At 68.8% G+C, this 17,360-nt stretch carries 21 protein-coding genes; 8 read left to right on the forward strand and 13 right to left on the reverse strand.

From position 1 onward, the window contains the following. Positions 1-36 precede the first annotated feature (36 nt). Complete coding sequence (locus ETD86_RS08875) at positions 37-738, reverse strand: iron-dependent transcriptional repressor DtxR (protein WP_138665621.1); 702 nt, start codon at positions 736-738, stop codon at positions 37-39. 136 nt (positions 739-874) lie between these two features. On the opposite strand from ETD86_RS08875, the gene ETD86_RS08880 reads away from it, so the two are divergent. Next, positions 875-1,492, forward strand: a complete 618-nt coding sequence (locus ETD86_RS08880; protein ID WP_138665622.1) for a UdgX family uracil-DNA binding protein — start codon at positions 875-877, stop codon at positions 1,490-1,492. 11 nt (positions 1,493-1,503) lie between these two features. Here ETD86_RS08880 and ETD86_RS08885 read toward each other — a convergent pair whose 3' ends face one another. Both ETD86_RS08885 and pdxH read right to left on the reverse strand, forming a co-directional pair. Beyond that, positions 1,504-2,775: an MFS transporter gene (locus ETD86_RS08885; RefSeq protein ID WP_246147793.1), complete on the reverse strand. Its 1,272-nt coding sequence runs from the start codon at positions 2,773-2,775 to the stop codon at positions 1,504-1,506. 10 nt (positions 2,776-2,785) lie between these two features. Further along, the gene (gene pdxH / locus ETD86_RS08890; protein ID WP_138665624.1) at positions 2,786-3,439 is read right to left on the reverse strand and encodes a pyridoxamine 5'-phosphate oxidase; all 654 of its coding nucleotides are present in this window, start codon (positions 3,437-3,439) and stop codon (positions 2,786-2,788) included. Positions 3,440-3,730: 291 nt separating this feature from the next. Here pdxH and ETD86_RS08895 point away from each other — a divergent pair, with 291 nt between their 5' ends. Further along, entirely contained in the window at positions 3,731-4,837 is a 1,107-nt protein-coding gene (locus ETD86_RS08895) for a citrate synthase 2 (protein WP_138665625.1), read from the forward strand. Positions 4,838-5,202: 365 nt separating this feature from the next. Beyond that, positions 5,203-5,700 carry a hypothetical protein gene (locus ETD86_RS08900; RefSeq protein WP_138665626.1) on the forward strand — a complete coding sequence of 166 codons (498 nt, stop codon included), beginning with the start codon at positions 5,203-5,205 and terminating at the stop codon, positions 5,698-5,700. Here ETD86_RS08900 and ETD86_RS54955 read toward each other — a convergent pair. Continuing rightward, the gene (locus ETD86_RS54955) at positions 5,655-5,891 is read right to left on the reverse strand and encodes a response regulator transcription factor (RefSeq protein ID WP_170222961.1); all 237 of its coding nucleotides are present in this window, start codon (positions 5,889-5,891) and stop codon (positions 5,655-5,657) included. The two genes, ETD86_RS08900 and ETD86_RS54955, sit on opposite strands and share 46 nt — an antisense overlap. A 56-nt stretch (positions 5,892-5,947) precedes the next feature. Between ETD86_RS54955 and ETD86_RS54960 the strand changes: the two genes are divergently transcribed. The 3 genes from ETD86_RS54960 to ETD86_RS08920 all read left to right on the forward strand — a co-directional run bounded on the left by ETD86_RS54960 (position 5,948) and on the right by ETD86_RS08920 (position 8,430). Further along, the gene (locus ETD86_RS54960) at positions 5,948-6,289 is read left to right on the forward strand and encodes a hypothetical protein (protein WP_170222962.1); all 342 of its coding nucleotides are present in this window, start codon (positions 5,948-5,950) and stop codon (positions 6,287-6,289) included. A 274-nt stretch (positions 6,290-6,563) separates the two neighbouring features. Further along, positions 6,564-7,673: a phosphoserine transaminase gene (serC, locus tag ETD86_RS08915; protein WP_138665629.1), complete on the forward strand. Its 1,110-nt coding sequence runs from the start codon at positions 6,564-6,566 to the stop codon at positions 7,671-7,673. Positions 7,674-7,875: 202 nt separating this feature from the next. Continuing rightward, complete coding sequence (locus ETD86_RS08920; protein ID WP_246147794.1) at positions 7,876-8,430, forward strand: TIGR00645 family protein; 555 nt, start codon at positions 7,876-7,878, stop codon at positions 8,428-8,430. Here the strand turns inward: ETD86_RS08920 and ETD86_RS08925 are convergent. From ETD86_RS08925 to ETD86_RS08960, 8 genes are all read right to left on the reverse strand, one after another. Beyond that, positions 8,424-9,050 carry a rhomboid family intramembrane serine protease gene (locus tag ETD86_RS08925; protein ID WP_138665631.1) on the reverse strand — a complete coding sequence of 209 codons (627 nt, stop codon included), beginning with the start codon at positions 9,048-9,050 and terminating at the stop codon, positions 8,424-8,426. The genes ETD86_RS08920 and ETD86_RS08925 overlap by 7 nt on opposite strands. A 168-nt stretch (positions 9,051-9,218) precedes the next feature. Continuing rightward, complete coding sequence (locus ETD86_RS08930; RefSeq protein WP_138665632.1) at positions 9,219-9,983, reverse strand: crotonase/enoyl-CoA hydratase family protein; 765 nt, start codon at positions 9,981-9,983, stop codon at positions 9,219-9,221. A 6-nt stretch (positions 9,984-9,989) separates the two neighbouring features. Further along, the gene (locus ETD86_RS08935; RefSeq protein ID WP_138665633.1) at positions 9,990-10,763 is read right to left on the reverse strand and encodes an SDR family NAD(P)-dependent oxidoreductase; all 774 of its coding nucleotides are present in this window, start codon (positions 10,761-10,763) and stop codon (positions 9,990-9,992) included. A 48-nt stretch (positions 10,764-10,811) separates the two neighbouring features. Further along, a complete protein-coding gene (locus ETD86_RS08940) occupies positions 10,812-11,150 on the reverse strand; it encodes an STAS domain-containing protein (protein WP_101785558.1) in 339 nt (112 codons plus the stop codon). A gap of 83 nt (positions 11,151-11,233) precedes the next feature. Next, entirely contained in the window at positions 11,234-11,968 is a 735-nt protein-coding gene (locus ETD86_RS08945) for an energy-coupling factor ABC transporter ATP-binding protein (RefSeq protein WP_138665634.1), read from the reverse strand. Continuing rightward, the gene (cbiQ, locus tag ETD86_RS08950; protein WP_138665635.1) at positions 11,965-12,720 is read right to left on the reverse strand and encodes a cobalt ECF transporter T component CbiQ; all 756 of its coding nucleotides are present in this window, start codon (positions 12,718-12,720) and stop codon (positions 11,965-11,967) included. Before cbiQ ends, ETD86_RS08945 begins: the two co-directional genes overlap by 4 nt. A 3-nt stretch (positions 12,721-12,723) precedes the next feature. Continuing rightward, complete coding sequence (locus ETD86_RS08955; RefSeq protein ID WP_138665636.1) at positions 12,724-13,728, reverse strand: energy-coupling factor ABC transporter permease; 1,005 nt, start codon at positions 13,726-13,728, stop codon at positions 12,724-12,726. Between the two features lie 75 nt (positions 13,729-13,803). Continuing rightward, entirely contained in the window at positions 13,804-15,615 is a 1,812-nt protein-coding gene (locus tag ETD86_RS08960; protein ID WP_138665637.1) for a glycosyltransferase family 2 protein, read from the reverse strand. A gap of 361 nt (positions 15,616-15,976) precedes the next feature. Between ETD86_RS08960 and ETD86_RS08965 the strand changes: the two genes are divergently transcribed. Together ETD86_RS08965 and ETD86_RS08970 are read left to right on the forward strand one after the other, a co-directional pair. Further along, on the forward strand, positions 15,977-16,294 hold the full coding sequence (locus ETD86_RS08965) for a hypothetical protein (protein ID WP_138665638.1): 318 nt from the start codon (positions 15,977-15,979) through the stop codon (positions 16,292-16,294). A gap of 18 nt (positions 16,295-16,312) precedes the next feature. Then, positions 16,313-16,678 carry a ClpX C4-type zinc finger protein gene (locus ETD86_RS08970; RefSeq protein ID WP_138665639.1) on the forward strand — a complete coding sequence of 122 codons (366 nt, stop codon included), beginning with the start codon at positions 16,313-16,315 and terminating at the stop codon, positions 16,676-16,678. A gap of 211 nt (positions 16,679-16,889) precedes the next feature. Here ETD86_RS08970 and ETD86_RS08975 read toward each other — a convergent pair whose 3' ends face one another. After that, entirely contained in the window at positions 16,890-17,255 is a 366-nt protein-coding gene (locus tag ETD86_RS08975; protein WP_138665640.1) for a CHRD domain-containing protein, read from the reverse strand. Positions 17,256-17,360 lie beyond the last annotated feature (105 nt).

The following is a 17,360-nucleotide window of genomic DNA, read 5'->3' on the forward strand; positions in this document are numbered from 1 at the left end:
TCCCAGGAGGGATTCAACCAAGCAGCTGCGCGCGCGTCAGCGCTTGGAGACAAAAACGTGCGCGGCAACATCGCGCGGAAGCTCCGCGGGAGTGTCGTTCGCGTCACCGTCACCTGTCACCCGCACACCGTCGTCGCTCGCCGCGAGCGTGACCTCGCGTCCGGGTTGTATCCCAACTTGCTTGAGTTTAAGCATCACAGCGGGATCACTTTGCACTTGTTCGCTAATTCGCCGGACCACGACGGGTATATCTCTCGGCCCTGCCAGGTCGCTCATGGAGGTCAGCTGATTGGTGCCGGCGTCTGCCTCCTTCGCGCCCAGCTCGGCGAGCCCGGGGATCGGGTTGCCGTGCGGGCACACCGTTGGGTTGTCCAGCAACGTGACCAGCCGCGCCTCCACGGACTCCGACATGACGTGCTCCCAGCGGCAGGCCTCGATGTGCACCTCTTCCCAGGGAAGTCCGATCACCTGGGTCAACAGGCACTCCGCGAGCCGGTGCTTGCGCATCACCCGCGTGGCGAGCTGACGGCCGAGCTCCGTCATCGACAAGTGCCGGTCGCCCTCCACCCGGACGAGGCCGTCACGCTCCATGCGCGCGACGGTCTGGCTCACCGTGGGGCCGCTCTGCTGCAGCCGCTCGGCGATGCGCGCGCGAAGGGGGACGATGCCCTCCTCCTCGAGCTCGTAAATCGTGCGGAGGTACATCTCCGTCGTATCGATCAGGCCGTGTGCGGTCAAGACAGTCCTCCCAACTGAATGTTACGCCGGTCGTGGCGTTTTGGGCCCCTCCGGAGGCTGACCACCCGACCCAGGACTGAGCCCGTCCGCCTTGGGCACAGGCCTCACAAGAACCCTATTGGGAGAACGACCGACGATGGATAAGGACGGCAACAACAGCGCGGCCGAGTTCCTTCCCGACCAGTTGGACCTCGAGTCGCTGCGGCGCGCCGCGGCCTGCTGCGAAGGGTGCGAGCTGTACAGGAACGCCACGCAGACGGTGTTCGGCGAGGGGCCGGCCCAGGCGACGTTCATGCTGGTGGGCGAGCAGCCCGGGGACCAGGAGGACCGCCAGGGGCATCCGTTCGTCGGTCCGGCCGGGCGCATTCTGGACAAAGGGCTGGCGGAGGCGGGGATCGCGCGTGACGACGTTTACGTCACCAACGCGGTCAAGCATTTTTCCTTCGTGCCGAGGGGAAAAAGGCGTATTCACCAGAAGCCGACCGCGGCCGAGATCGAGGCCTGCCATCCATGGCTCGACGCGGAGCTGGCCGTGGTGGATCCCCGGGTGGTCGTGGTGCTGGGGGCCACGGCCGCGCGGGCGCTGCTGGGACGGACGTTCCGGGTGACGCAGCACAGGGGCGAGCCGGTGCCGCTCGGGGACGCGCTCGCCGTGGCCACCATCCACCCGTCGGCCGTGTTGCGCGCGCCGGACAGGGACACGGCGTACAAGGGCTTCCTCGCCGACCTCCAAGCGGCGGCGCGGGTGGCCTGACCGCTCGCGGCCTAGTCAGGGGCGGGCACCTGGTCATGCTTGCCGGCCGTACCCGCCCGGTAGTTCCTGAAGGTGGCCACGGACAGGCCCACGACGAGGACCGCGACCGCGCACGCCAGTCCGCCGCCCACCCACGCGCCGGTCAGCCCGAACGCCGTCGCCGTCGCGCCGGCCCGCAGGTCGCCCAGGCGCGGCCCGCCCGCCACGACCACCATGAACGCGCCCTGCAGCCGTCCCCGCATCTCGTCGGGCGCGTACAGCTGCAGGATCGACTGCCGCCACACCGACGACACCACGTCGGCCGCGCCTCCGACGGCCATGAACGCCACCACCAGCCACAACTCCTGGACCAGCCCCGCCGCGGCCACGGCCAGCCCCCAGACGGCGATGACGACGACCAGCGCCATCCCCTGCCGGGTGACCCGACCCACCCATCCGGAGAACAACGCGCCGATGACGGAGCCGCCGGCCATGGCCGAGTTCAGCAGGCCGAGCGCGATCTCCGACCCGCCGAACGACTTGTCGGCCAGCTCCGGGAACAGCGCCCGCGGCAGCGCGAACACCATCGCGATGATGTCCACCACGAACGACATCAGCAGCACCCGGCTCCTGACGATGAAGCTGAGCCCCTCCAGCACCGCCCGTGCACCCGGACGGCTCACCTCGCCCTTCGGAGGCAGTGAGGGCAGCCTGAGAGCCGCGTAGAGGCTTGCGGCGAACAGCAGGGCATCCACCGCGTACGCCGCCGCGAACCCGCCCGTGGCGAGCAGCACGCCCCCGACCATCGGCCCGATCACCGCGCCCATGCTGTACACCAGCGAGTTGAGCGCATTGGCGGCGGGCACCAGCTCGGGCTCCAGGAGCCTCGGGATGATCGCACCCCTGGTCGGCCCGGTGATGGCGAATCCGGTGGCGTTCAACGCGACGGCCGCGAAGATCAGGTAGACGTTCCCCAGCCCGAGCAGCGCCTGGACCAGGATGAACAGGGTGGCCGCCCAGGCCACGAGCGAGCCGACGACCAGCACCCTGCGCCGGTCCAGGGCGTCGGCGACCGCCCCGCCCCACAGGCCGAACACCACCAGTGGCACCAGGTTGGCCATGCTGAGCAGCCCGACCCAGAACGAGGAGTGCGTCAGCTCGTAGACCTGCTGGCCGACCGCCACGACGGTGACCCCGACCCCGACGTGCGAGACGGCCTGGCCGACCCAGATCCGCCGGTACGCGGGCACGCGCAGCGGACGAGTGTCCACCAGATGACGTTTGACGAACTCCCCGAATGCCACTCCATGCACATTAAGGTGCGAGTCTCTCCAGGGCCCAGCCGGGTCGGGTCCTCCGGTAACGAAGCCGGTCATGCATCCGGTCGAGCTGCCCCTGCCAGAACTCCACCTCGATCGGGGCGACGCGGAAGCCGCCCCAGAAGTCGGGCACCGGCGGATCGTCCGGCCAGCGGTCAGCCAGCTCGCGGTAGCGGTCGTCCAACTCCTCCCTGGAGCGGACGACGGCCGACTGGCGCGAGGCCCACGCGCCGATGCGCGAGCCGTACGGGCGGGAACTGAAGTATTCGGCCGACTCCTCGTGGGAGATCTTGGCGACGGTCCCCTCGATGCGGACCTGGCGGCGGATGGGGTGCCAGGGGAACAACAGCGAGGCGCGGGGGTTCTCGGCGAGGTCGCGGCCCTTGCGCGACTCGTAGTTGGTGTAGAAGACGAATCCGCGTTCGTCGTAGCCCTTCAGCAGGACCGTCCTGGCGCTGGGCCGGCCGCCGGCGGAGGCGGTGGCCAGGATCATGGCGTTGGGTTCCGGCAGACCGGCCTCGACCGCGTCCTGGAACCAGACAGTGAATTGCGCTATGGGATCGGACGCGAGGTCTGATTCGAGCAGCGGCTCGCCCTCGTACGTACGGCGAAGCCCCGCCAACACGGGCGGGCGCGGGGTGGCATCCACGAGACGGTATTCTTGCGCGCTTGCCTGGAAGATCCCACGCACCGTCGTGTCACGGCGATCTCACGCCGATCTGTCACGGCGATCTGTCATGGCGATCTCATGCAGACTACTGAGACCGCTGTGTCATGGCGATCTCATGCCGGCTTCTGAGACCGCTCCGACCAGCGGGTTTGGCCTTACGGCGGGTCCCGAGACCAAGCATGACCTGCTAGGGGGTTAAATTGACCCGCCGGTATCTCGACATCAAGGCTTTGCATTGCCGGAACATGGCAGAAAGGGAGGCGGCCGAGTATGTCCGACTTCAAACCCGGGCTCGAAGGCGTCGTAGCTTTCGAGACCGAGATCGCGGAACCGGACAAAGAAGGGGGCGCCCTTCGATACCGGGGCGTTGACATCGAGGAGCTGGTCGGCCGTGTCCCGTTCGGGGCAGTGTGGGGCCTGCTGGTCGACAACACGTTCCAGCCGGGCCTGCCCCCGGCGGAGCCGTACCCCATCCCTGTCCACTCCGGTGACATCCGCGTAGACGTGCAGAGTGCGCTGGCCATGCTGGCTCCCGCCTATGGCTTCAAGCCGCTGCTCGACATCAGTGACGAGGAGGCCCGCGACCAGCTGGCGCGTGCTTCCGTGATGGCGCTGTCGTTCGTGGCGCAGTCCGCTCGCGGGCTCGGCCTCCCGATGGTGCCGCAGAGCCGGGTCGACGAGGCGAAGACCATCGTCGAACGTTTCATGATCCGCTGGCGCGGTGAGCCCGATCCCAAGCACGTGAAGGCCATCGACGCTTACTGGACCTCCGCCGCCGAGCACGGCATGAACGCCTCGACGTTCACCGCCCGCGTCATCGCGTCCACCGGCGCGGACGTGGCGGCCGCGCTCTCCGGCGCCGTGGGCGCCATGTCCGGCCCGCTGCACGGCGGCGCCCCTGCCCGGGTGCTGCACATGATCGAGGGCGTCGAGCAGCTCGGCGACGCCAAGAAGTACGTCCAGAGCGAGCTCGACAAGGGCAACAGGCTCATGGGCTTCGGCCACCGCGTCTACCGCGCCGAGGACCCGCGGGCCCGCGTGCTGCGCCGTACCGCCAAGGAGCTCGACGCACCTCGCTACGAGGTCGCGGCGGCGCTGGAGCAGGCCGCGCTGGAGGAACTGCACGCACGCAAGCCCGACCGGGTGCTCGCCACCAACGTCGAGTACTGGGCGGCCGTGGTGCTGGACTTCGCCGAGGTGCCGTCCCACATGTTCACCTCGATGTTCACCTGCGCCCGCACGGCCGGCTGGGCCGCGCACATCCTGGAGCAGAAGCGCACGGGCAGGCTGGTCCGCCCCAGCGCGAACTACGTCGGCCCCACGACGCGTCCGCTCAGCGAGGTGCCCGGCGCGGACCAGGTGGTCGGCGCTTACTGATCCACGTCACAACGGCTACTGCGCGGCTTGCACCCGCCCGGTAGCCGTTTTTCGTGGGAAGGCCTTTGAGCGGAACAGCCTTGAGCGGGACAGCCTTGAGCGGGACTGCCTCGGACGGAAAGCCTTAAGGGAAAGTCGTCCTTGACCGCCTCTTGTCGAGGGACCAGCCTTGGCCCAGGCACCCCCCAGTCTCCCACGAGCAGGCCGGACAATCACGCGTAGCGGGTTGTCGGCGCGCGCCTGCCCTCCTTCGGTGGGAGACCAGCAAGGAGGCACGTCATACTCCAGTCGACCGACGACTCGGCCGGATCTTCAACCTCACCCCGTTCGCCGACTTCAACGCGCCCTCCCTGAGGCAGGCTCTGATGGCGATGGGCCGGCCCGGCGGCGTCATCGACGCGCGGGACCCGCTGCAGGAGGGACCGGTCCGGCTGGTCACGAACCCGGAGCTCAGTCCGAGCAACGTCGACAAGACGGCGCACACCGCGGGGGTGACGTTCCTGGGCCAGTTCATCGACCACGACGTCACGTTCGACGAGACCTCACCGCTCGGCGTGCCGACGAGCCCCGAGCAGTCGCCCAACAGCCGAACGCCGGGGCTCGACCTCGACTCCGTCTACGGCGGCGGGCCCGCCGCCGACCCGCAGCTCCACAACCCCTCCGACCCCGCCAAGCTGCGGCTGGAGAGCGGCGGCAGGTTCGAGGACCTGCCGCGCACGTCGAGCCGGGCGACTTCCGGATGGTGGACCTGCTCACGTTCGCGCGGGTGGACCCGGCAAGCCGCGGCCAGTGAGCGACGGCGGGGCCGTGCGCCGGGTCAGTCCCCGGCGCACGGCCCCGGCGGGATCAGGCCCGCCCGGTAGGCGTTGGTGAATGCTTCCGACCGGTTGCGCGCGTCGAGCTTCCTGAACAGGCGGGCCCTGGTGCTCTCCACGATCTTGCTCGCGATGCCCAGCAGGCGGGCGGTCTGCCTGATCGTGTGGCCCCCGGCGATGGAGACCAGCACGTCGTGCTCGCGGGCAGTGAGGCGGGGGCGGGCAGGAGGCGGCGGCACATGTTCGCGCCGAGCACCACGTACTCCCTGGACACCAGGTCGAGGACCGCGCAGAGGTGGTCGGGCACGTCCTCCAGCCACAACACGGCGAACGCGCCGCGGGCACGGCGTCGGCCACGGCGGCGGGTCCCGGCGGCGCGGACGGCACGGCGACGGTGCGGGCATCGAGGCGTGCCGGCAGCAGCCAGTCCGCGGGCAGCGGGTCCACGAGCACCGCGGTGAACCGCAGGCCGGCTGCCCAGGAGGCGTCGTGGACGGTCCAGTCCCGGACGGCGTACAACGCCCGGCCGCCCCGGATGATGGCCCGCGTCACCACCTCGGCCGCCACGACGCACCTGGCGTGCATCACCACCAGCTCGCGGCCGCACGGCACGCGCGGGCGGCGCGCACCCGGGTAAAGATCCAGCAAATCGAGCGCCAGCCCCCTGGGCGCTGTGGCCTGAGCCGGCCAGGGAGAGGACCTCCAGTTCCCTGGCGCTGAGGACGTCGACGTCAGCCATGGCCGTCACCGCTTCTCGCGACTTGTGAGGAACGTGAGAGCGAAAGAGCGCTTCGTCAGGACCTCGTCCGGCGCGACCGCCTCTGACCTGGGATCCGTACGTGAAAGTTTCACAGGTCTCAGAATCCGGACCCCGTGCGAGCCACTCCGAGCCGCTCGGTAGGCTCCATGACGTGGCTGACATCGTGATTCCCGCTGACATCAAGCCCGCCGACGGCCGATTCGGCTGCGGGCCCTCGAAGGTTCGCACCGAGCAACTGGCCGCGCTCGCCGCCTCCGGCGCGAGCCTCATGGGCACCTCCCACCGCCAGAAGCCGGTCAAGAGCCTGGTCGGCCGCGTACGCTCCGGACTCGCCGACCTGTTCTCGCTGCCCGAGGGCTACCAGGTCGTGCTGGGCAACGGCGGCACCACGGCGTTCTGGGACATCGCCGCCTTCGGGCTGGTCCGGGAGAAGTCGCAGCACCTGTCGTTCGGCGAGTTCTCGTCGAAGTTCGCCACGGTCACCAAGAAGGCCCCGTGGCTGGCCGAGCCGAGCGTCATCAAGTCCGAGGTCGGCACCCACCCCACCGCGGTGACCGAGGAGGGCGTGGACGTCTACGCGCTCACTCACAACGAGACCTCGACCGGCGTCGCCATGCCGATCAAGCGGGTCGGCTCGGACGACTCGCTGGTGCTCGTGGACGCCACCTCCGGCGCCGGAGGCCTGCCCGTCGACATCACCGAGAGCGACGTCTACTACTTCGCGCCGCAGAAGAGCTTCGCCTCCGACGGCGGCCTGTGGATCGCGATCATGTCGCCGCGTGCCCTGGCCAGGGTCGAGGAGATCGCCGCGACCGGCCGTTACGTGCCGGAGTTCTTCAGCCTCCCGGTCGCGATCGACAACTCCGCCAAGGACCAGACCTACAACACCCCGGCCGTGGCCACGCTGTTCCTGCTGGCCGACCAGCTCGACTGGATGAACGGCAACGGCGGCCTGGCCTGGACCACCGCCCGCACGGCGGACTCCGCCTCGCGCCTCTACACGTGGGCCGAGAAGTCCTCGTACACCACGCCGTTCGCCGCTCCCGAGTTCCGCTCGCAGGTGGTCGGCACGATCGACTTCTCCGACGACGTGGACGCCGCGGCCGTGGCCAAGGTGCTGCGCGCCAACGGCATCGTCGACACCGAGCCCTACCGCAAGCTGGGCCGCAACCAGCTGCGGATCGCAATGTTCCCGGCCGTCGACCCGGCCGACATCGAGGCGCTGACGACCTGCGTCGACTACGTGGTCGAGCGCCTCTGACGACCTGCGTCCACTACGTGGTCGAGCGCCTCTGACGGCGTAACCGTCCCTCCGCGACGCGCTGCGCGAACCGCGCCGGCACCGCCAACCGGTCGGTGCCGGCTGCGGCGTGCCTGAAGGCGTCGCGGTACGGCGTGCGGACCTTCCCCCCTCGAGCAGTAGGAAACGACTCTTGCCCGATATCCCCCCACGCCTGGTTACCGTGCGCCCCAAGAGCCTCGGTTATCTGATGTTCGCCAGCCGCTGGCTCCAGGTGCCGCTCTACCTGGGCCTGATCGTGGCGCAGGCGGTCTACGTCTGGCAGTTCGTGCTGGAGCTCTGGCACCTGATCGAGACGGTGTTCCTGCACGCCGCCCCGGCATCGTCCGGCACGCCGTCGGCCGAGGTCGTGGTGATGCTCACGGTCCTGGGGCTCATCGACGTGGTGATGATCTCCAACCTGCTGATCATGGTGATCATCGGCGGTTACGAGACGTTCGTCTCCCGCATCAACCTCAACGACCATCCCGACGAGCCGGAGTGGCTCTCCCACGTCAACGCCAACGTGCTGAAGGTCAAGCTGGCCACGGCCATCATCGGCATCTCGTCGGTGCACCTGCTGCAGACCTTCATCAGGGCGCAGTCGACCCCCAACGACAAGATCATGTGGCAGACGATCATCCACCTGGCGTTCGTGGCCTCCGCCGTGGGCCTGGCCTTCATCGACCGCCTGCTCTCGGCGTCCCCCGCCGAGCACACGCGGTCGCACCTTCAGTAAGCCGGGATCTCCCGCTGCTTCTTGTGGCGCAGCACCCAACCGGCCACCACGCCGCCGATGAGGCCGAACAGGTGCCCCTGCCAAGAGATGCCCTCCTGGTTGGGCAGCAGCCCAGCCAGGATCCCGTAGTACGCGATGCCCACGCCCACGGCGATGACGATGTCGAGCAGGCGCCGGTCGAACACGCCCCTGGACAGGATGTAGCCGAAGTAGCCGAACACCAGCCCGCTCGCCCCGACCGTGTAGACGGCAGGGCTGGTCAGCCAGGTGCCCAGGCCGCCGATCACGATGATGATCAGGCTCGCCCACAGGAACTTGCGCACGTCACGCAGCCCGGCCAGGAAGCCCAGCACCAGCAGGGGCAGCGAGTTGGCCATGAGGTGCGCGAAGCCGCCGTGCAGGAAGGGCGCGAACAGGATGCCGACCAGCCCTTCGGGGTCCCAGCCCAGGATGCCGAACTGGTCGAGCGCGCCGTTGAGCACGAAGTCGATGCCTTCGACGACCCACATCACGACAAGCATGCCGACCACGATGATGAGCGCGCTCAGCGCCCCGGAGAACAGGGCTCCAGCACCGCGTTTGGCGGACTCGAACCTCGGCGGACCCGAATAATCGCTCATGCGCCCTCCTCCGGACGTCGCATGAGCGACAGTCGGCTGTGTTCGACTGGTCGCTCGCCACGCTCGCTCATGCGCACTCCCAGTAGCTCGTCTTCTCCCTTTACCGTACGCAGGAAGAGCTATGAATGCGCTAAAAGTATCCCCCTCCCGATCCCGGGAGGGGGACGGCTATTCGCCCTTCCATTGGGGCGCGCGCTTCTCGGCGAAGGCCGCGGCGCCCTCCATGGCGTCCTTGGAGCCGAACACCGGATTGATGATCGCGCCTTGCTTGGCGAACATCTCCTCGAGCGACCAGTCCTGCGACTCGATGATCACCTTCTTGGTGGCCGCAAGGGCCAGCGGGGCGTTGCCGGCGATCTTGCGGGCCAGCTCCAGCGCTCCCTCCAGGGCCGCGCCCGGCTCGGTGATCCGGTTGACCAGGCCGAGCTCGTACAGGCGGGAGGCTGGATAGTGCTCGCCGGTCAGCGCGATCTCCATGGCAACGTGGTACGGGATCCGCCGCGGCAGCCGCATGATGCCGCCCGCTCCGGCCACCAGCCCGCGCTTGGGCTCTGGCAGCCCGAAGGTCGACTCCGACGACGCCACGATGACGTCACAGGCCAGCGCGAGCTCGAACCCGCCTGCGAGCGCGTACCCTTCGACGGCGGCCACGAGCGGCTTCTTCGGCGGCGCCTCGGTCACCCCGCCGAACCCGCGCCCCTCCACCACCGGGAAGTCGCCGGTCAGGAACCCCTTCAGGTCCATCCCCGCCGAGAACGTGCCCCCAGCGCCGGTCAGGACATATGCAGAAATGTCGGGACGTGTATCGAGTTCGTCGAGCGCGCCCGCGATCCCGCGCGCCACCGCCCCATTGACGGCGTTGCGGGCCTTGGGCCGGTTGATGGTAATGATCGCGACATTGCCGGACTCCTCGACGAGCACTTCGTCAGACACGAGACCTCACTTGGGCTGGAAGCGGATGCCGCCGTCGAAGCGGATGACCTCGGCGTTCATGTAGTCGTTCTCGATCAGGCTGCGCACCAGGTGGGCGAACTCGTCGGCCCGGCCCATGCGCTTGGGGAAGACCACCGGCGCGACCAGCTTGGCCTTGAACTCCTCGGCGTTGGACGAGAAGCCGTAGATCGGGGTGTCGATGATGCCGGGGCAGATCGTGTTCACGCGTACGCCGATGGCCGCCAGATCCCGGGCCGCGGGCACCGTCATGCCGACGATGCCGCCCTTGGAGGCCGAGTACGCCAGCTGCCCGGTCTGACCCTCCAGGGCCGCCACCGACGCCGTGTTGATCACCACGCCGCGCTGCCCGTCGGCGTCGGCCGGCTCGGTCTTGGCGATCGCGGCCGCCGCGATGCGCATGAGGTTGAACGTGCCGATCAGGTTGACCTCGATGACCTTGCGGTAAGTGGCCGGGTTGTGCGGGCTGCCGTCCCGGTTGACCGTACGCTCCGCCCAGCCGATGCCGGCGCTGTTGACCACCACGCGCAGCGGCTTGCCCGTGGCCACGGCGGCGTCCACGGCCGCCTGCACCTGCTCGTCATCCGACACATCCGTCCTGGCGAAGACGCCGCCGAGCTCGTCGGCGACGCTCTTGCCACGTTCCTCGTTGAGGTCGGCGACGACCACCGTGGCGCCGGCGCGGGCCAGCTCGCGGGCCGTGGCCTCGCCGAGGCCGCTGGCGCCGCCGGAGATGATTGCTGCAGATCCGTTCACGTCCATAGACCGGACCCTAACCCGGCGACCGAATGAAGTTCTACTCGGGGGTCGTCAAATCTCACCCACGGCGCTGTCGACGTCGGAGTACACCTTGATCCGCCGATCCAGCCCCGTGGTGCGGAGGATGCGCGCCACGGGCGCCTGCGGCGCCGCCAGCGACACTCCGCCGCCCTCTCCGGTCGCCAGCCGCCAGGCCTCGATCAGCACCGACAGCCCGCTGGAATCCATGAACGACAGCTGCTGCAGATCGAGCACGAGTCTGGCGCTGTCCTGCTTGATCGCATCGCGCACCTCGTCGCGGAGGAACGGTGCGGTGAACAGGTCGAGCTCGCCCTCAACGGCCACCACCACGGCGTCTCCCAGGGCATGTCGCGCAAGCCGCAGCTTCATTTGGCCCCTCCTCGATGAGCCACTGTACTTCGACATCCCCGGAAACCGGACATGCAAGACTACGAAGATTGGCGCCGAACGCCCTACACGGCGGGGATGGCGAAGCCGTACGGGAGCTCCAGGCGATGCCTGGCGAGCAAATCAGCGTCGGCGAGCAGCTCGCGGGTGGGCCCGTCGGCGGCGATCACGCCGTCGGAGAGGATGAGCGAGCGCTCGCACAACTCCAGTGCGTACGGCAGGTCGTGCGTGACCATGAGCACCGTCACGTCCAGGGAACGCAGGATCTCGGCCAGCTCCCTGCGGGCGGCCGGGTCGAGGTTGGACGAGGGCTCGTCGAGCACCAGGATCTCCGGCTCCATGGCCAGCACCGTCGCCACCGCCACCCGGCGCCGCTGGCCGAACGACAGATGGTGCGGCGGCCGGTCCATGGCCTCCAGCATGCCGACCCGCTCCAGGGCGCCCTTGACCACCCGGTCCAGCTCCTCGCCCCGCACGCCGGCGTTGGCCGGGCCGAAGGCCACGTCGTCACGGACCGTGGGCATGAAGAGCTGGTCATCGGGGTCCTGGAAGACCAGGCCGACGCGCTGCCTGACCTCTTTGAGCGTGTCCTTGCGCACCGGGGTGCCGGCGACGGTGACAGTGCCGTGCCCTGCGGTGAGGATTCCGTTGAGATGCATGACCAGCGTGGTCTTGCCGGCGCCGTTCGGGCCGAGCAGGGCCACCCGCTCGGCGCGGGAGATCGACAGGTCCACGCCGAACAACGCCTGCGTGCCGTCGGGATAGGCATAGGCGAGCTGGCTGACTTCGAGAGAGTTCACAGTCCGAGTCCCAACACTGCCAGTGCCACGGCGGGTAGCGCGAGAGCAGTGCCCCATTGGGGTACGGATGCCGACATGTCATGAATTATCGGCATCTGCCCGGAGTATCCGCGACTCAGCATCGCCAGATGCACCCGCTCGCCCCGCTCGTACGAGCGGATGAACAACGCACCGGCGGACCGCGCGATCACGGGGATGTGCCGGAAATTTCGGGCCTCGAACCCCCGGGACTCCCGCGCCACCCGCATCCGCCGCATCTCATCCATGATCACGTCCATGTACCGCAACATGAACATGGCGATCTGCACGAGCAGGCTCGGCAGCCGCAGCCGCTGCGCCCCGATGAGGATGACCCGCGGCTCCGTGGTAGCCGCCAGCAGGATCGAGGCGGCCACCCCCAGTGTGGCCTTGGCCAATATGTTCCAGGCCGCCCAGAGACCGGGCACGCTCAGCGAGAGCCCCAGCACGGTGACCCGCTCCCCCAGCCCGATGACCGGGATGAGGAACGCGAACAGCACGAAGGGCACCTCGATCACCATCCGCCGCACGATGTACGTGGCCGGCACTCGCGCCAGCGCCGCGACGACGCCGAGCAACACCGCATAGGCCGCGAAAGCCCAGAACCGCTCACGCGGCGTGGCCACCACGACGACGGCGAACGCGAAGACCGCGATCAGCTTGCACTGCGGCGGCAGCCGGTGCACGACCGAGCCGCCCGGTAGATAGAGCTGGTGATGATGCCCGGCGCCCACGTCTCAGACCTTGATCCTGTCTCGGCTCCTGGCGGCGTAGGCCACACCTCCGGCGACGAGCAACACGAGCCCGACGCCGACGATCCCGGCCACTCCGACGGGGATCCCGCCCACCTCACCGTAGTCGGCCAGCGCCCACCCGCTGAACACGTGGTCGGTGGCCCGGTCGAGGAAACCCTTGCTCTCGGCCACCGACTCCAGCCCGTCAGGCGAGGAGGAGGCGAAGAACGACACCAGCCCGGCGAGCACCAGCGTCACCCCGATCCCGCCGAGCAGGAACGGCCGGCCGGCGCCGCGGACAGGAGCGGGCTCGGGCGCGCCTACGGTGGTCGTGCCCTCCGCGCCGCGCAGGACGAGCGGTTTGGCCAGGCCGCGGGCGCCGTACACGAGGTCGGGGCGGACGGCGAGCACCGCGCCGACGGTCAGCGCCGTGATCACGCCCTCGCCGATGCCGATCAGCAGGTGCACGCCGCCCATGGCGGCCGCCACCGCCGACACCTCGATCGGCGCCGTGCCGCCGATCGAGAACAGCAGTGTGAACACCATCGCGGAGGCCGGAACGGAGATCAGCGCGGACAGGAACGCCGCCAGCGTGACCCCGCCCTTACCCCTGGCCAGTCCGGCGACCAGCCGGAAGACCGCCCAGCCGACCAGCACGCCGACGAGGCCCATGATCGTGATGTTGACGCCCAGCGCGGTCAGCCCGCCGTCGGCGAAGAACACGCTCTGGACGAGGAGGACCACGGCCATGCACAAGACGCCGGTATAAGGCCCGACGAGTATCGCGGCCAGCGCCCCGCCCATCAGGTGGCCGCTGGTCCCCGCCGCGACGGGGAAGTTGAGCATCTGCACGGCGAAGATGAAGGCCGCGACGAGCCCGGCCATGGGCGCGGTGCGGTCGTCGAGCTCACGCCGGGCCCCGCGGAGGCACACCGCGACCCCAGCAGCAGCCACGACCCCGGCCGACACCGACGTAACTGCATTGAAGAAGCCATCGGGTACGTGCACGACAATGCCTCCCAAAGGGGACGAACAACCGCTCCTACTTTAGAGCATCGTGTTGCACCTGCACATAGATGGCAATTAGCGCATGATCTTTCTGACGACCGACCCGGCCGTCAGCCGCCGCACGACCGTGCTCAGCCGCCCCTTGTCCGGCGTCGCGTACGGCCGCACGCTCCGCAGCAGGGCGGCGAACCACCACCTGCGCGGCGGCGCGACCGCCTCGGCCTCGGCCTCGATCCTGAACCGCGCGGGCGGCCCACCCAGATCGAGCTCCAGATAGGCGTCCCAGGTGCCGGGCGCGAGCTTGCCCACCGCGGGCCTGGCCGTGAACCCGCCCCCGGGCAGCGCCGTCACCGGCTCGGTACGCTCGCGGCCGGTGCGCCGCTCGCGCCAGACGATCCGCCTGATCGCCGCGGCCGCCGGGGTGGTGCCGGCGACGGCGACCTCGCCGTCCACCTGCAGCCGGCGTCCGAGCCCCCATCTGGTCCTGATCAGCCTGGCCGTGCCCGGTATCCCGATCACGTGCCCGCCGACGTCGATGCTCAGGTTGCCGTTGTCCCTGGTGAAGTACGGCAGGACCGCCCGGTCGCCGACCAGCCTGGGGAGCGGCAGGGTGATGCCGCTGTCGCGCTCCGCGCCGAGCCTGCCGAAGCGCACGACCCCCTCCAGCTCGACCGCCACCCGCAGGTCCCAGATGCCGGAGTCGAGCGCGCCCGCCTCGACGCGGACGGTGAACTCGCCGCCCTTGCGCTGCGCGGGCACGACCAGCTCGGTGTGCGGGGCGTACCGTGAGCGCAGCACCACGGCCACGCCGTCGTCCCTGCTGATGCCGTCGAGCCGGGCGGCGCCCGTCACCACCAGGCGGTCGCCGTCCCAGCGCAGCCCGGTCAGCGTGCGCCGCACGGTGGCGCTCTCGATGCGGGCCAGGCGCACCAGGCGGTCGATGTCGTCCAGCGCACCCGCACGCTGCCGGTCGATGCTGGCCAGCCGCTCGTGCACGCCCGGCGTGTACCACTCGTCGCAGAGAGCGGCGACCTCCCGCGCGATGTCCTTGCGCCGGATGTCGTCGCTCTCCAGGAACACCGCCCCCAGCTGCGCGAACGCGTCAAGCCTGAAATGCCTGCGGAGCAGGTGGTCACGGATCGGGCCAGGCTCGATGTGCCTGGCCATGAGCCGGATCGGCTCCCTGATCATGGCGAGCCAGGCGAGCGGGTCCCTGCTGCCCGGCTGCTGCATGACGCTGCTGCCGTCGGGCCTGGCGACGAGGTGGTAGCAGTCATAGTCGGCGACCACCGAGATCACGCGGGCGTGGCAGTAGGCGTGGACCGTGAAGATGATGTCCTCGCCGACGCGCATGCCCTCGCCGAACCTGATGCGGTGGCGTTCGAGCAGGTCCCTCCTGAACAGCTTGAAGCAGCACAGGCTGTTGTAGACGGTGCTCTCGCCGAGCTCCGCCCGGTCGGCGCTGTGCTGGAACATCGACGCCGGCGCCCGCCTGCCGTGCCCCACGATCTTGCCCAGGACGATGTCGGAGCCGTTCCTGTCGCCCATGGCGACCATCCGCTCCAGCGCCTCGGGGCCGAGGTAGTCGTCGGCGTCGCAGAAGAACACGTATCGCCCGGTGGCGTGCTCGAGGCCGACGTTGCGCGGGCGGCCCGCGCCGCCGCTGCGCTCGACGCGCACCACCTTGATGCTGGCCTTGTGGTAGGCGGCGTAGAGGTCGAGCAGATCGGCACTGCCGTCCGTGGAGCCGTCGTCGATGACGACGATCTCCTTCTTGACCCGCTGCACGAGCACGGATGTGAGGCATCTGTCGAGGTAGTCCCGGCAGTTGTGTGCGGGGATGACGACGCTGACGTCCACCGCGTCGTCGTTGCCTGTCGCCGGCATCGCCACCACTCCCGGGCTACGGTCCGCTGTCGCTCCGTTTCAGTATGTGACGAACGGTCGGCGTCATGGGCCCGATCGCAGGTCTTCATCCCCTGCTTTTCCGGAGAACGGATATTCACGGCATTCTTCGAATAGGCCCCGGCAAGGGCGTCAAGTACCACATTCAGCCGCGACCGAACGGGCTTCAGGAAAGAGGTTTTCCCTCCGGGGAGGAGAAACCTCTCCGGAGGGTGCAGGGACGTCTTCCACCGGCGGTCCGAGTGATCCGCCGGCGAGGGTTGCGCGTCTACAGTTAGGCAACCTTGACCGGGAGGTGGCGGGAATGGGAGCGGATCTCCGCAGGCGAACGGCTGGATCATCTGTGCACACTGCCGAGTTCATCGTCTCTTCGGCTCGATTGACGGAGCTGCACGAATGCGCCGCCCTGTTGCGCCGCACGAGGATGCGGGCCGAAGAGATCGTCGACGAGGCCCGCACACTGCTGGCCCGGGCCGAACGCCTCGGCGACGCCGATCGCATCCTGTGCCTTCGGGCCCAGGTGGAGCAGGCCCGCCAGGCGTACTCCAAAGTGCTGACCGCGTATGTGACGATCTGCCGCAGGATCACCGAGGAGCGGCAGGCCATCCTGCAGGCGCAGATGGAACATGATCGGCGTGCGGGGTTGTCAGGTGCCGCCTGACAGGATTAGTGTCAGGGCATGCCTGACTGGAAAGACAAGATCCGCTGCTCCTTCTGCCACAAGAAGAGCACGGACGTGGAGAAAATCATCGCCGGTCCTGGTGTGCACATTTGTGACCAATGCGTCGAGCTGTGCAATGCAATCCTCGAAGAGGAACGACTCGCCTCCTCCACCGAGCCCCGCCTTCCCATGTGGGAGTCGATGACCGAAGAGCAGATACTCGACCATCTACCGAAAATCGCGGCCGTGCAGGCTCAAGTCGACGACAATCTGCGCGACTGGGTGGGGCACCTGCGCGGCAGGGACGTCAGCTGGGAGCGCATCGGCGCCTCGCTCGGAATGACACGCCAATCAGCGTGGGAACGGTTCAGAAGCGAGACGTAGCAGGTAAACCACTGTGACTTGTGGGGCGTCGTTCAGTCAGGGAGGCCCATTATGCGCGTCCTTGACGGCCTTGCGGCGCCGGATCTGGAAAAGCTCCAGCTGGAGCTGGTCCTCATCCTCGCGCTGCACGAAGAGGCAGAACGGCTGGCCGCCGAATGAACGGGCTCCAGCTCCCCGGCCCGCGCCGGGGAGCTGGAGCAGGGGCTCACCTCTAGCCGAGCTGGCCACGGATGGCGCCGGCCGGGAACTTCTTGTTGTGGACGTTGACGTAGTACAGGTGCGGCCACTTCACGATGCCGCGCAGCTCACGGAAGGTGAGGACGACGACGGCGTTCTTCTTGTTCTGGTGCCTGACCGCCTTGACGCAGCCGCTCGCGAAGCCCTTCGCCGGGGCCTTGAGCGTGACGACGACCGGGCCTGCCACACCCTTCTTGCCCGCGTGGATGTGGGCCATCGTGGCCGATCTGATCTTGCGGGCCGTGATGGTGTAGCAGAGCTTGCCGTCGCGGATCTGGTACGCGAAGACGCCGAAGCCGTTCCGGTCGCCGGGACCGGGGACTTCCTGCTTGCCGGTCATCTTGACCCGGTTGATGTGGTTATTGGGGGTTTCCGCGCTGGCCGCGCCGGGGAGCGCGACGAGCGTGGTATGTGCGGTTCGACCTAGTAAGGGGAAAGCCGCCCT

This window comes from Nonomuraea turkmeniaca, from assembly GCF_005889735.1.
Lineage (GTDB): Bacteria > Actinomycetota > Actinomycetes > Streptosporangiales > Streptosporangiaceae > Nonomuraea > Nonomuraea turkmeniaca.